The sequence below is a fragment of the Caballeronia sordidicola genome, assembly GCF_000729995.1.
Taxonomy (GTDB): Bacteria; Pseudomonadota; Gammaproteobacteria; order Burkholderiales; family Burkholderiaceae; genus Caballeronia; species Caballeronia sordidicola_A.
Genome location: NZ_JNFG01000041.1, coordinates 1 through 12,656 on the forward strand (window position 1 = coordinate 1; position 12,656 = coordinate 12,656).

General features: G+C 60.7%; 11 protein-coding genes. 4 read left to right on the forward strand and 7 right to left on the reverse strand.

The genetic code is table 11. The annotated features are described in order from the left end of the window. Window positions 1-809 precede the first annotated feature (809 nt). From FH08_RS0129650 to FH08_RS0129680, 7 genes are all read right to left on the reverse strand, one after another. Entirely contained in the window at window positions 810-1,895 is a 1,086-nt protein-coding gene (locus tag FH08_RS0129650) for an ABC transporter ATP-binding protein (protein ID WP_031361834.1), read from the reverse strand. A gap of 14 nt (window positions 1,896-1,909) precedes the next feature. Beyond that, window positions 1,910-2,794: a carbohydrate ABC transporter permease gene (locus FH08_RS0129655; RefSeq protein WP_031361835.1), complete on the reverse strand. Its 885-nt coding sequence runs from the start codon at window positions 2,792-2,794 to the stop codon at window positions 1,910-1,912. Beyond that, window positions 2,791-3,735, reverse strand: a complete 945-nt coding sequence (locus FH08_RS0129660) for a carbohydrate ABC transporter permease (RefSeq protein WP_031361836.1) — start codon at window positions 3,733-3,735, stop codon at window positions 2,791-2,793. The genes FH08_RS0129655 and FH08_RS0129660 overlap by 4 nt, the downstream gene beginning before the upstream one ends. Continuing rightward, complete coding sequence (locus FH08_RS0129665; RefSeq protein ID WP_031361837.1) at window positions 3,735-4,979, reverse strand: ABC transporter substrate-binding protein; 1,245 nt, start codon at window positions 4,977-4,979, stop codon at window positions 3,735-3,737. Before FH08_RS0129665 ends, FH08_RS0129660 begins: the two co-directional genes overlap by 1 nt. An 83-nt stretch (window positions 4,980-5,062) precedes the next feature. Continuing rightward, window positions 5,063-6,448, reverse strand: a complete 1,386-nt coding sequence (locus tag FH08_RS0129670) for a GH1 family beta-glucosidase (RefSeq protein WP_031361838.1) — start codon at window positions 6,446-6,448, stop codon at window positions 5,063-5,065. Between the two features lie 251 nt (window positions 6,449-6,699). Then, window positions 6,700-6,951: a hypothetical protein gene (locus tag FH08_RS0129675; RefSeq protein ID WP_031361839.1), complete on the reverse strand. Its 252-nt coding sequence runs from the start codon at window positions 6,949-6,951 to the stop codon at window positions 6,700-6,702. Continuing rightward, entirely contained in the window at window positions 6,948-8,150 is a 1,203-nt protein-coding gene (locus tag FH08_RS0129680; protein WP_031361840.1) for a GAF domain-containing sensor histidine kinase, read from the reverse strand. Before FH08_RS0129680 ends, FH08_RS0129675 begins: the two co-directional genes overlap by 4 nt. Before the next feature lie 297 nt (window positions 8,151-8,447). On the opposite strand from FH08_RS0129680, the gene kaiC reads away from it, so the two are divergent. The 4 genes from kaiC to FH08_RS0129700 are packed head-to-tail and all read left to right on the forward strand — an operon-like array spanning window position 8,448 to window position 12,530. After that, entirely contained in the window at window positions 8,448-10,130 is a 1,683-nt protein-coding gene (kaiC, locus tag FH08_RS0129685; protein WP_031361841.1) for a circadian clock protein KaiC, read from the forward strand. After that, a complete protein-coding gene (locus FH08_RS48695; protein ID WP_035567413.1) occupies window positions 10,127-10,474 on the forward strand; it encodes a circadian clock KaiB family protein in 348 nt (115 codons plus the stop codon). The genes kaiC and FH08_RS48695 overlap by 4 nt, the downstream gene beginning before the upstream one ends. Further along, a complete protein-coding gene (locus tag FH08_RS50100; RefSeq protein ID WP_063771240.1) occupies window positions 10,471-10,887 on the forward strand; it encodes a circadian clock KaiB family protein in 417 nt (138 codons plus the stop codon). The genes FH08_RS48695 and FH08_RS50100 overlap by 4 nt, the downstream gene beginning before the upstream one ends. 5 nt (window positions 10,888-10,892) lie before the next feature. Next, window positions 10,893-12,530, forward strand: a complete 1,638-nt coding sequence (locus tag FH08_RS0129700) for a PAS domain-containing sensor histidine kinase (protein ID WP_031361844.1) — start codon at window positions 10,893-10,895, stop codon at window positions 12,528-12,530. The last annotated feature ends 126 nt before the right edge of the window (window positions 12,531-12,656 follow it).

Consider the following 12,656-nt stretch of genomic DNA (forward strand, 5'->3'; position numbering starts at 1 on the left):
GTCCAAAGCGACAAAGAAACGAAGCAAAGAAAACGCTTTCAGAACGAGGGCTCATAAGTTGACCTAGCGTGCAGTTTCCACGTTTTTGGCACCCCAAAAGCACGGTGCTCGCCAGAACCACCGATGTGTGAAACCCTCCTTCTCGCGAATTCTTACACGCACACGCTTCGCCCCGTACGCTCTCGGGCAAGCACGCTTGCCCAAGAACCAGCTCGGCCTCACGCGTATCTGCTGCCGCGGCTCTTCGTGGGTTAGCTGCTTGGTCGGCATGATCGGGCGCGGTTAGTTTGTCGGTAGGGCCTCATTGCGTTCAAGCGGTCTTGTTTCGAGGTCGGTTGGCGACATGGTTCGACGTTCGTACAAATTCGAAGGATGGTTTTTCGCGGATAGCGCGGGGTGCCCCTTGGGCAGGTTCAGTCACTGGTGGCGAAGCGTGTGGGTATCCGTGTTCGGAGAAAGAGGGTTTCACACATCCGTGGTTCTGGCGAGCACCGTGCTTTTGGGGTGCCAAAAACTCAGAAACTGCACGCTAGGTCAACTTACGAGCCCTCGTTCTGAAAGCGTTTTCTTTGCTTCGTTTCTTTGTCGCTTTGGACAAAGAAATGACGTGCCGCCACGCACAGTGGCTAATAGTGATAAAGAAAACATCCAACTCACGCAGACCACTAAGGCCGAAAGCAGCAACCCGGCAATGACCCCGACCGCTAACCCCAAAACCTAGCACCCCACCACCGATCCACCACTACCTCCAACGACCAAACCCCCAGCACCAGCAAACCCTTAACAGAACCCCGAGTGCGAACGAAACCCTAAAGCCGATCGCCGCCAGTTTCATCGAAGAGCGAGATGCGCTTGCCATCAATAGAAAACCCGGTGATCTCATCAACCTCCGCCGTCGCCGTGTCCTGCGCGATCGACGCAATCTGGGCGCCATGATAATCGAGCCAAATTACCCGGTGATTGCCCATCGGTTCAACAAGCGACACCGTGCCGCGATGCTCGAACCCCGGATCGATCGCTACATCCTCGGGACGCACGCCGAGCACGCACGGCTGGTGCTCAGACGGTGACTGAAGAAACGGGTACGCGGAGACATCGATATCAACGTGCTCATTGCGAAACCGCACTCCACCGTCCTCCCGACGCAACGCGCCCTTCAGCAGGTTCATACCCGGCGAGCCAAGGAACGTAGCGACAAACAAATTATTCGGATGCGCATACACCTCCGCGGGCGTGCCGATCTGCTGAATCACCCCACCGCGCATGACCGCCATGCGGGTCGCCAACGTCATCGCTTCCACCTGATCGTGGGTCACGTAGATCATGGTTGCGCCAAGGCGTTTATGCAGTTGCTTCAACTCACGCCTGAGTTCCGTGCGCAGTTTTGCATCGAGATTGGACAACGGTTCGTCAAACAGGAACACGTCCGCTTCACGCACGATCGCCCGGCCAATCGCCACGCGCTGACGCTGCCCACCCGACAACTGCGCCGGCCTGCGTTTAAGCAACGGCCCAAGCTGCAACATCTCGGCCGCCCGCGTGACGCGCCGCTCGATCTCGGCTTTAGGCGTGCCGGCAATGCGCAAGCCGAACGAGAGATTACGCTCGACGTTCATGGTCGGATACAGCGCGTAGGACTGGAACACGAGCGCAATGCCGCGATCTTTCGGATCGGCCCAGGTCATATCCTGGCCACCAATTTCGATGCTGCCGCCGCTCACATCGATCAGTCCTGCAATGCTATGCAGCAAGGTGGATTTACCGCAGCCCGAAGGTCCGAGCAATACGAGAAACTCGCCCGGCTCAACTTCAAGGTCGAGCGACTCGATGATCGTATGGGAGCCAAGCTGGATCTCCAGGTCGCGGATTGAAACGTTCGACATGACTGTAGACATGAATGAGCCCTGGACTAACCCTTGACCGCACCGGAAGCAATGCCGCGGACGAACCAGCGACCCGAAACGAAATAGATGGCAAGCGGCACCATGGAAGTGAGGATGGTCGCCGCCATGTTGACGTTGTAGAGGCGTTCGCCCGTCGTGGTGTTGATGATGTTGTTCAGTTGTACTGTCATCGGCAGGTTCTTCGTGCCCGCAAAAACGAGACCCAGGATGAAGTCGTTCCAGATGCCGGTGACCTGCATGATGATGGCGACCACGATGATCGGCGTAGACATGGGCACCATCAATTGCAGGAAGATGCGCCAGAACCCGCCACCGTCCACGCGCGCCGCCTGGAAAAGTTCATGCGGCAACGCTGAATAATAATTGCGGAACAGCAGGGTCATCACGGGCATGCCGAAGATGGTGTGGATCAGCACAATGCCGGGCAACGAGCTGAACAGATGCACCGTTGCGAGTACCCGCACGAGCGGATAGACCATCACCTGCACGGGAATGAATGCGCCCACCAGCAGGATCGCGAACAACGTGGTGGCCCCGCGCGGTTTCCAGTACGACAACGCATAACCGTTCACCGCACCAACGAGAATGGACAGAACGGTACTCGGCACAACGATGCGCACCGAGTTCCAGAAGCCGACCTGGATGCCCTGGCAATCCAGTCCCGTACACGCCGATTGCCAAGCGACACGCCACGCATCAAGCGTGAAATGCACCGGCAGCGACAGGATATTGCCAAGCCGGATTTCCGCCATCGGCTTCACCGACGTGACGAGCATCACATACAACGGCAGCAGAAAAAACAAAGCCGACGTCAGCAGGAACGCGTACACGCCCAGGCGCGCGGGCGTGAAGCGCGACCTGCGTTTTAAGGGGTGGCGTGGCGCGTTCATCGGGAATCCCTGAGCCGCAATGCGCGGCTGCGAATATAAAAGACCGGCGCGAGGATCGCGAGCACGGTCACGAGAAGAACGATTGACGCCGCCGATGCCAGCCCCAGATTCGCGCGTCCAAACAGATAGTCCATGATGAACTTCGCGGGCACTTCGCTTGCCGTGCCGGGACCGCCCTGCGTCATGGCGATCACCGCGTCGTAGAGTTTGATGACCATCACGAACAGCAGGATAAAGGCGGTTGAAATGGACGCGCCCAGCATCGGGATGACAATGCTGACATAGACACGCCAGCGCGGAATGCCATCTATACGCGCCGCCTTCCAGATCTCTTCATCAATGCCGCGCAGCCCCGCAAGCAACAGCGCCATCACAAGCCCCGACGCCTGCCAAACCGTAGCTATCACAAGCGTGTAGATCACGCGATCCTGATCGACGATCCAGTCAAAGCGTGCATGCGTGAAACCGATCCTGTGCAGCACTTCCTGAATGCCCAGTTCCGGATTCAGGATCCACTGCCACACCAGACCTGTTGCGACGAACGACATAGCGTACGGATACAGGAACACCGTGCGCAGCGCGCCCTCCGCCATCACCTTCTGGTCGATGAACACCGCCAGCAGCAACCCGATCGCGAGGCATATGACGATGAACAAAACCCCGTAGATCACGATGTTTTGCAGCGACAGCATCCACCGGTCGTTATTGAAGAGCCGCACGTATTGCGACACGCCCGCGAAGCTATTCGATGCAAACGTGCGCGAGTTCGTGAACGACGTGCGCAAGCTCCATAACATCGTGCCGAAATAAGCGAACACAACGGTGAGCTCCATTGGCAACAACGCAATATAGGCTGCCAGCGCAAACCGCTTCCTCAGCGGTTTGCGCTTCGCGTGGCCGGCCGGAGCGCGCACGGTCTTGCCGGCGGGCATCGATGCCATCAGCTCTTCAGCCCGCTCGCGAAGGCCTTTTGCGCATCCTCCACCGACTGGTTCTTGTTCCAGAAGTTGGTGATGACGTCCTGCAACGCGCCATTGATATCCGGCGGCGTCAGCATTTCCGGATTCGGCAACTGCCGCGATTTGTCCTTCATGATCGCGATGCCTTCCTTCGCGCACATGTCGAGACTCGAATCGTCGATGTCCGAGCGAATCGGAATCGAACCCTTCTTCGCGCTGAACGCAACCTGCGCAGCGGGCGATGTCATGACCGTCGCCAACAGCTTCTGCGCCTTGATCACGTTAGGGTCATCGGTCTTCGGGAAGACGAAGACGTCGCCGGCGACCTGATACGGCGAATGCGGACCGAAGCCCGGGAAGCAGCCGAAGTCCTTGCCTGCCGTTTGATTGGCTGCGGAGAATTCGCCCTTCGCCCAGTCGCCCATGATCTGCACGCCGGCCTTGCCGGAGATCACTAGTGCTGTCGCGTCGTTCCAGTTGCGGCCCGGCGAGCCCGGGTCGATATAGTTATGCAGGCGCTTGAACTGCGTCAGCACCTTCTTGAACGCGTCCGACTTGACCGCGTTCACATCGCGATCGCGGTATACCTTCAAATAAAGGTCCGGGCCGCCAACATCGGCGAACACGGCGTCGAAGGTGATCTTCTCCTGCCATGCCTGACCACCGAGCGCGAGCGGAATCACGCCGGCCGCTTTCAGCTTGTCCAGATCCGCGATGAACTCATCGTAGTTGGCCGGCTCTTTCGTGATGCCGGCCTTCTGGAACGCCGGCTTCGAATAGAAGAACCATGCCGGCATGTGGATGTCCACGGGCGCCGCGTAGTAATGCCCGCCCGACTTGATGCTGTCTATGATCGACTGCGGGAAGATCTTGTCCCAGTTCTCCTTGGCCGCCACATCGTCCACGTTGTTCAGCAAGCCCTGGTCGATGATGTCGTGGAATTGCTTCGACGTATTGAACTGTGCTGCGGTCGGCGGATCACCGCCCATGATGCGGTTGATGGCTGTCGAGCGCGCCTGGTCCGCACCGGCCACGGCCTGGTCGACCCACAAACCGCCGGCCTTGTTGTAGGCATCGGCGAACTGCTTGATGGCCGCTGACTCGCCACCCGATGTCCACCAGTGGATCACGGTCGCTTTCACCGGATCCGCGTGCGCGGCGCTGCTAGCCGCAACGGCCGCGACAGCGGCAATGACACTCACCACCAGTTTCTTCATGCTGTTCATTGAGTCTCCTCCGGGCTATGTCTTTCATTTGGCCCTGTAGTTCATGGGGTCCAACGGCGTCGGCATTGAAATCGAACTGCGGGTCAGGCACCGGCCTTGGCATTACGTTCCGCGAGGAACTTCGCAACCAGTTCGGCACTGTGTTTCATGGTGCGCTTCTGCGTCTTGTAGTCGACATGGAACACGCCAAAGCGACGTTCATAGCCGAAGGCCCATTCGAAGTTATCCATCAGCGACCACATGAAATAGCCGCGTATGTCGACGCCGGCTTTGATCGCGCTATCCACGGCAGCAAGATGGCGCTTGAGGAACGAGATGCGCTGCGCATCATCGACTCGTCCATCGACTACCTTGTCATCCGACGCCATGCCGTTCTCGGTGATATAGATCGGCGGCAGTGACGGATATGTCTTGTTGAACCCGATCAGCAGGTCGCGCAGGCCATCGGGATGAATCTCCCAGCCCATCTGCGTGCGCTCGACGTCCGGCAACGGCACTTCAGTGAAACCATGCGCGCCATCACTCTTCACGTTGGTACGGAAGTAATAGTTGATGCCGAGGAAATCGAGCGGCGTGCCGATGGTCTCCATATCGCCCTCGAGCACCAGAGGCTCGGTGCCCGGCCATAGTTCGAAAAGGTCCTTCGGATAAGCCTTTTTCAACAGCGGGTCCAAAATCCATGCGTTGTGCTGGACTTCAAAAAGATGCGCGGCGCGTGCGTCGGCTTCGCTGTTGGTATCGGCGGTACCGCGGCCCACATTCGCGACAATGCCCTTGAGCGACGCTGGATCGTTAGCCCGCAGGACCGGCACGGCGGTTCCGTGTGCAAGCAGCAGATGATGCATGGCCTGGGTCGCGTAGCGGCCGTTCGCCAGACCCGGCGCATGATGGCCGTTGCCGTAGCCGAGATACGCGGAGCACCACGGTTCGTTGAGCGTGGCCCAGGCATCGACCTGACCACTGAGCTCGCGGCTCATCAGGTCGGCGTAATCGGCGAAGCGATACGCAGTGTCGCGATTCAGCCAGCCGCCGCGATCTTCCAGATATTGCGGCAAGTCCCAGTGATAAAGCGTGACGAAGGTCTTGAGGCCCTTCTCTTTCAGCCGCCCGATCAGGCGCTTATAAAAGTCGATTCCCTTCTGGTTCGGGCGCCCCGCTTCATCCATCACGCGCGGCCATGCAATGGATAAGCGATACCCATCGACATTCAGCGCGGTAAGCAAATCAAGGTCCGATTCCCATCGATGATAGTGATCGCAAGCGACCTCGCCGGTGTCGCCGGCCAGCACTTTGCCGGGCGTAGCCGAGAACGTGTCCCAGATCGACGGGAGTCGGCCGTCTTCGTTGACGGCGCCTTCGATCTGATAGGAGGCGGTGGCTGCGCCGAGCAGAAAATCTCGTCGCCAGAGGGCCGAATCGGATGGTGGGGAAAACGGATCGCTGGAGACAACGGATGCGTCGAGTGCCACGAGGACTCCTGTTTGAGCAGTGGAGTGGAAGCGCTTCCACAAGTGCCTGCGAACGATAGCAGCGGCGAATTGGCGCGGACAATACGGGTTTGTATGGAGAGGGTTGGGGGGCTGAGAGGCGCGTCTGTCGCGAGGGAGGTGGCGGCGAATTGGCAGCAACGGAGCGTTGGGGCCGCGCGACCGCGCAGCCAGACGTCGTTCTAACGGGTGATATGAACGTTTAGGGGGTTGATCCGCGCCGCCGCATCAAGTCACATACGAGGCCCAACGTGCTCACCATTAGACCGAAGCAGGGCTTGGTACTCAAGGCCGTTGATCTGTCTATGCTCCCATAGCCCGAACACGTCGGAAGCAATTGGCTGCTTGTGCTGCGCGATGTATTCATCGAGCGCATCCTGGATGATCGCGGATTCGGCACGGTTTTCAGCCTTGGAGATTTCTTTCAATGCTTGCCTCTGTTTCTGCGTCAACTCGACGAACATCCGATACCTTGCATTTTTCATTTCGACGCCCTGTCATTCACTGGAATCCGTGCCACAAAACAGGTCCCCGTCTGCGCCGATGAGCTCACGCTCAACGTCCCGCCATGCGCCTTAACGATCTGCGAGCAAATATAAAGCCCCAACCCCAGCCCGCCGCCCGGCTGACTGGTTGCCGGCCGCCAATACGGCTCGAAGACTTTCTCCAGGTCTTGCGGCGCGATCGGCGCCCCGGCGTTGGAGACGGAGACCTCAAACTCGCCCGCATCCACCGATACCGCCACGCGCACCGGTTGATCCGGCGATCCATGCGTCAGCGCATTGGCAAGCAGATTGGACAGCAGTTGCTGGACGCGCCCCCGGTCGCAGTGGACACAGCCGTCCACCGCGATCTGTTCCAGCACAACGCGCCCCGGATTCGCATCGCGCAGTTCCGCGACGACGTGGCGCAGCGCGTCGGCGAGATCATCAGCCGGAGCAAGCGACACGCCAATCCCCGAGCCAAGCCGTCCCCGCGCGAAATCGAGCACGTCGTCTATTAGCCGCGACATGCGCCGGGTCGTCGCCCGCAGCCGCGTGCCGATGCTGACCAGTTCCGGTTCGCTGCTGCGTCGTACCAGCCATTCCGCGGTTGCGCCCACGGCGGCAAGCGGATTGCGCATATCGTGGCCGAGCACGGCGATGAACTGCTCGCGCAACTCCGCGGTCGTCCGCTCGTCAAGGAGCTCAGCTTCGGTCGCCGAGCGCTCGCTCTCACTCTCCAGTTGCAACGCGATCAGTTCTGCGAAGAGCGTGAACATGGTGAGCGTTCGTGCATCCGACAGCAGCGCAGGACGCGGATCGATTGCGCACAGGTTGCCGAAATAGTCGCCGTTCGGCAGGATGATCGGCACCGAGATATAACTCTCGATGTTGTAGATGCGCGGCGTGTGGTGCTCGCGGTAGACCGGATCCAGGCTCGCATGGTCGATAACAACAGGCCGGCGCATGGCACGGGCCTCGCTGCACAGCGTGGTGTGCACGTCGAGTTGGCCGCCAGGCAGGAGCCCGAACTGAATGTCGTCCTGCACGGCGCAGGCGGTCCAGGTTCCCTCGGTGACGCGCGCCACCGCCGCGAAGCCGAGGCCGGTGTTTTTGCAGATCACGCGCAGCATGGACGGAACTGCGCCGATCCGGCCAATAATGGCCACATCGCGCGCAATCGCTTCTTCGCTGTCGTCCATGGCGGCCTGCAAAACTCCGGAAACTGGGTTCAAAATCCTACCTCTCGGTGCTCGATATCTTCTGTCCGGCGCTGCACCCGATTGTACGGGTCGGGGTGCGCGCGCCAAGGGTGTAAAAAATAGACGGCTGTCGCGGACACCGGCGACCGCGATCTTGTGGATTGCATAGTGTGGACCGCGATGCCAAGATGCGCTGTCGCCATCGACCAGCTGGCGCAGGGATCGAGCCTGAACCGGAGTCTGAACCGGAGCCTGGGCCGGCCGATGCCTTCCTGATAAACCTTCTAAAGAAAAACAATGACCGGAGCAGTGTTTTCAAAATCGCCGACAGGCATTTCGGGCTTCGACGACGTCACTCACGGCGGGTTGCCGGCGGGCCGCCCCACTTTGATGTGCGGCGCAGCGGGATGCGGCAAGACCCTGTTCGCCATGACCTTCCTCGTCGAAGGCGTCCTGAAGTATGGTGAACCGGGCGTGCTGGTGAGCTTCGAGGAATCGGCGGAGGACCTGGCCGCGAACGTGGCTTCGCTTGGCTATGACGTGATGTCGCTGATCGATCAGAAGAAACTCGCCATCGATCACGTCAAGATCGACCCGGCTGGAATCGAGGACACCGGCGAATACGACCTCGAAGGGCTGTTCGTGCGACTCGACTACGCCATTCGGAGTGTGAACGCAAAGCGCGTCGTACTCGATACGCTCGAAGCGCTGTTCGCCAGTTTCCCCGACGTCGTATTGCTGCGCGCCGAGTTGCGACGCCTGTTCGACTGGCTGAAGGAACGCGGCGTCACCGCCATCGTGACCGCGGAGCGTGGAACTGGAGACCCGAACCAGTTGACGCGGCACGGCATCGAAGAATATGTGTCCGACTGCGTGATCCTGCTCGACAACCGCGTCGAAAACCAGGTCACCACGCGGCGCCTGAGGATCGTTAAATATCGCGGCTCGGCGCATGGGACCAACGAATACCCGTTTCTTATCGATACCACCGGCATCAGCGTCCTCCCCATTACATCGGCCGGCCTGGCACATCTGACCTCGAGCGACGTCATCTCCACGGGCATCGTGGATCTCGACTCCATGCTGGGCGTCGGCGGTTATTTCGTCGGCTCCAGCGTACTCATGTCGGGACTGGCGGGAACCGGCAAGACCACCTTTGCCGCAAAGTTCGTGGAGGCCCGTTGCAAACTCGGCGAACGCACGCTGTGGTTCGCCTTTGAAGAGTCGCCCGAACAGATCGTGCGCAACATGCGCTCAGTGGGCGTGGATCTTGCGCACTGTCTGAGTGGCACGCTCAGGATCGAATCGGCGCGGCCCAGCTTTTTCGGCTTGGAAATGCATTTGGCGCGGATGGTCCGCGACATCGACCTGTTCAAGCCGTCCGCCGTCGTGATCGACCCGATTTCGTCGCTGCGTGGCGTGGAGTCTGAAGTGCAAGCGACGCTGTTGCGGCTCGTCGATCTCCTCAAATCGCGCGGCATTACGGCAGTTTTTACAAGTCTCAGCAGCATCGACCAGGCATCCAGCATAAACGACCGCAGCATTTCGTCGCTCATGGATACCTGGATTTCGCTATCGCATATTGAAACGAACGGCGAGCGCAACCGGCTTGTCTACGTGCTGAAATCGCGCGGCATGGATCACTCGAACCAGGTCCGCGAATATCAGATCAGCAATGAGGGAATCGCGATGGTGCCGGCATACATAGGCGCAGGCGGCGTCCTGACAGGTTCCGCGCGGCTCGCGCAAGAGGCGCAGGAACGCGACGAATCCGCCGCCCGCGACGAGCTTGTGATGCAAAAGAAACGCGAACTCGCACGGCGCCGCAAGGCGGTCGAACAGCAGGTCGCTGAACTGCAGTCGGCGCTCGACGCTGAAGCATCGGAACTCGATGCGCTAATCGAGCAAAGCGACGAACACAAGCGCCTGCAGGAAACCGACCGTACCCGAATGGCGCAACAGCGGGGATCGACAGAATGACCGAACAGGACTCGTCAACGCCAACGGAACACGAACCGGACACCGCAGAAATGCCGGTTGCCGCCGCGTATTCACTGCGCTTATATGTAGCGGGGGAAACGCCGAAATCGATGGCAGCCATCCGCAATCTTCGAGCGCTCTGCGCCACGCACTTGGCCGGTGAGTATTCGATCGAGGTCATCGATCTGCGCATCAACCCGCAACTTGCGGCCGCCGACCAGATTCTTGCGATACCGACCGTCGTGCGGCGTCTGCCCGCGCCGCTCAGGAAAGTAATCGGCGATTTGTCGAATACCGAGCGCGTGCTGGTGGGCCTCGACATCCGGCCGAGGGCCCCTTCGTGAGTGCCCTTCCCGTCGAAGCCGACGGTGGAGGCGGCGGGGGCCGTGGATATGACGCACCGCCTCCGCCGGCATCGGACACGCTTGTGCTGCGGCTGTACGTGACCGGCAACACGCTGCGTTCCACGCGTGCCGTCGACAATGCTCGGCGCTTGCTGGAAACACACGCGGCGGGCCGCTTCGAGCTTGAAGTGATCGACATCTACCTGCATCCGGAAGCCGCGGTCGCGGCCCAGATCATTGCCGCGCCGACGCTGGTCAAGCTGCGTCCCGGGCCGTTGCGACGGGTGATCGGTGACCTGTCGGATTCGAACAAGGTGCTGGCCGCGCTCGGCGTGATGGTGTCGAACGTAGCCGCTAGCGCGTCCTCAGGCGTGTCTTTAGATCCGTCCTCAGACGCGTTGATCAAACCTTGACACGTATGTCCGATCAATCCCACTCCGCTTCACTGGAAACTGCCTCCATCGAGGAGCTGCGCGAGCGGCTTCGGGAGGCGGAAGATACCCTCGACGCCATCCGCAGCGGCGCAGTGGACGCCGTGGTGGTCGGCAGCGACGACGACCGCCGCATCTACACGCTCGAGAGCGCGGACCGGCCGTACCGGGTGCTCGTGGAGCAGATGCAGGAAGGCGCGGTGATGCTCTCCGCCGACGGCACCATTCTCTACGCCAACGAACGTGCCGGGCAGTTGCTCGGCACCCAGGTAGAGCACGTGGTTGGGTCCGCGTTCAGCGCTTTTGTGCTCGACGGGCAGCACGCGCGCCTGCACGAGTTGATCCGCGAAAGCGCTACGGGTACTGCCCGCGATGAACTGACGGTGCTCTCGGTCAACGGGGAAACGCCCGTCTATTGCAGCTTCAAGGCGCTCGAATCCGAACGCGACCAGGACCGTTTGATCTGCGGCGTGATCTCCGATCTCTCGCAACAACGTCAGATGGAAGCGCGCCTGCATCAGGCGCAGAAAATGGAAGCGGTCGGACAGTTGACCGGCGGCCTGGCTCACGATTTCAACAACCTGCTGCAGGCCATTCACGGCAACCTGGAACTTGTGAAGCGCGCGCCGTCAGACCCCGAGCGCGTGCTGCGCTGGACCGGCAACGCCATGCGGGCCGTCAGCCGCGGCGCCAAGCTCACCGCGCAATTGCTGGCATTTTCGCGCTCCCAGAAACTTGAATTGAAACCGGTTGGACTGGCGCGGCTTGTACACGGCATGGCCGATCTGTTCGACCGCACGTTGGGCGCCGGGATCGACCTGCGGCTGGAACTCGGCGACGATGACGCGCAGGTCGTGGCGGACGCGACTCAGCTCGAACTCGCCTTGCTCAACCTCGCCATCAACGCACGTGACGCAATGCCCACGGGCGGCGTGCTGCGCATCAGCACGCTGGCGTGGACGATCACGGACGACGCCGATCTCGCCGATGGCGACTACGTGGAATTGAGTGTCGCCGATACAGGCACCGGCATGCCCGCCGATGTCGCGGCCCGGGCGTTCGAGCCGTTTTTTACCACCAAGGAAGTGGGTGCGGGAACCGGTCTGGGTCTCGCCCAGGTGTACGGCATCTGCCAGCAGGCGGGCGGCCATGCGCAGATCGAGAGCAGTCCGCGCGGCACCCGGGTGTCGTTGTTTCTGCGGCGTTCGCCCGCTGCAGCCGCCGCGCCGGACCCGTCGGCGTCGGCTGTTGTCAATGCGAGCGACCAGAGTGCGCCGCGAATCCTGGTCGTCGACGACGATCCGGATGTTCGTACGTTCATGGTCGAAACGCTGGTCTCGCTGGGGTATCGCGTGGACTCGGCGACGGGCGGGCGCGCGGCGCTCCACATGATGGCAAGCGATCCACCCGACTTGCTGGTGCTGGACTTCGCGATGCCGCATCTGGATGGCGCTACGGTGGCGAAACTGGCGCGGTCCCAGGGTCTGCAAATGCCGATTGTTTTCGCGAGCGGTTACGCGGACACCTCTGCTCTGGACGCCGCGATGGGCAACAATATCTCGCTGCTTCGAAAACCATTTTCGATCGGGAATTTGTCCGCGGTCGTGGCGGCGGCGCTGGGGTGAGGGGTGGACGGCAAGGGGTGCTGGTGCACACGCCGGTGATAGAGCACGGCAACAACCCCTGCACTGCTGACACAAACTGTCAGCAGTTACGCTTACGATGGGTTCAACTTCAGCACCGGCCATGGC

Excerpts from the sequence above, each read along its gene's own strand:
- FH08_RS0129675 (WP_031361839.1), bottom strand. The coding sequence starts at position 6,951 with ATGAAAAATGCAAGGTATCGGATGTTCGTCGAGTTGACGCAGAAACAG.
- FH08_RS0129680 (WP_031361840.1), bottom strand. The coding sequence starts at position 8,150 with ATGGACGACAGCGAAGAAGCGATTGCGCGCGATGTGGCCATTATTGGC.
- FH08_RS48695 (WP_035567413.1), top strand. The coding sequence starts at position 10,127 with ATGACCGAACAGGACTCGTCAACGCCAACGGAACACGAACCGGACACC.
- FH08_RS0129700 (WP_031361844.1), top strand. The coding sequence starts at position 10,893 with ATGTCCGATCAATCCCACTCCGCTTCACTGGAAACTGCCTCCATCGAG.
- FH08_RS0129660 (WP_031361836.1), bottom strand. The coding sequence starts at position 3,735 with ATGGCATCGATGCCCGCCGGCAAGACCGTGCGCGCTCCGGCCGGCCAC.
- FH08_RS0129650 (WP_031361834.1), bottom strand. The coding sequence starts at position 1,895 with ATGTCTACAGTCATGTCGAACGTTTCAATCCGCGACCTGGAGATCCAG.
- FH08_RS0129655 (WP_031361835.1), bottom strand. The coding sequence starts at position 2,794 with ATGAACGCGCCACGCCACCCCTTAAAACGCAGGTCGCGCTTCACGCCC.
- FH08_RS0129665 (WP_031361837.1), bottom strand. The coding sequence starts at position 4,979 with ATGAACAGCATGAAGAAACTGGTGGTGAGTGTCATTGCCGCTGTCGCG.
- kaiC (WP_031361841.1), top strand. The coding sequence starts at position 8,448 with ATGACCGGAGCAGTGTTTTCAAAATCGCCGACAGGCATTTCGGGCTTC.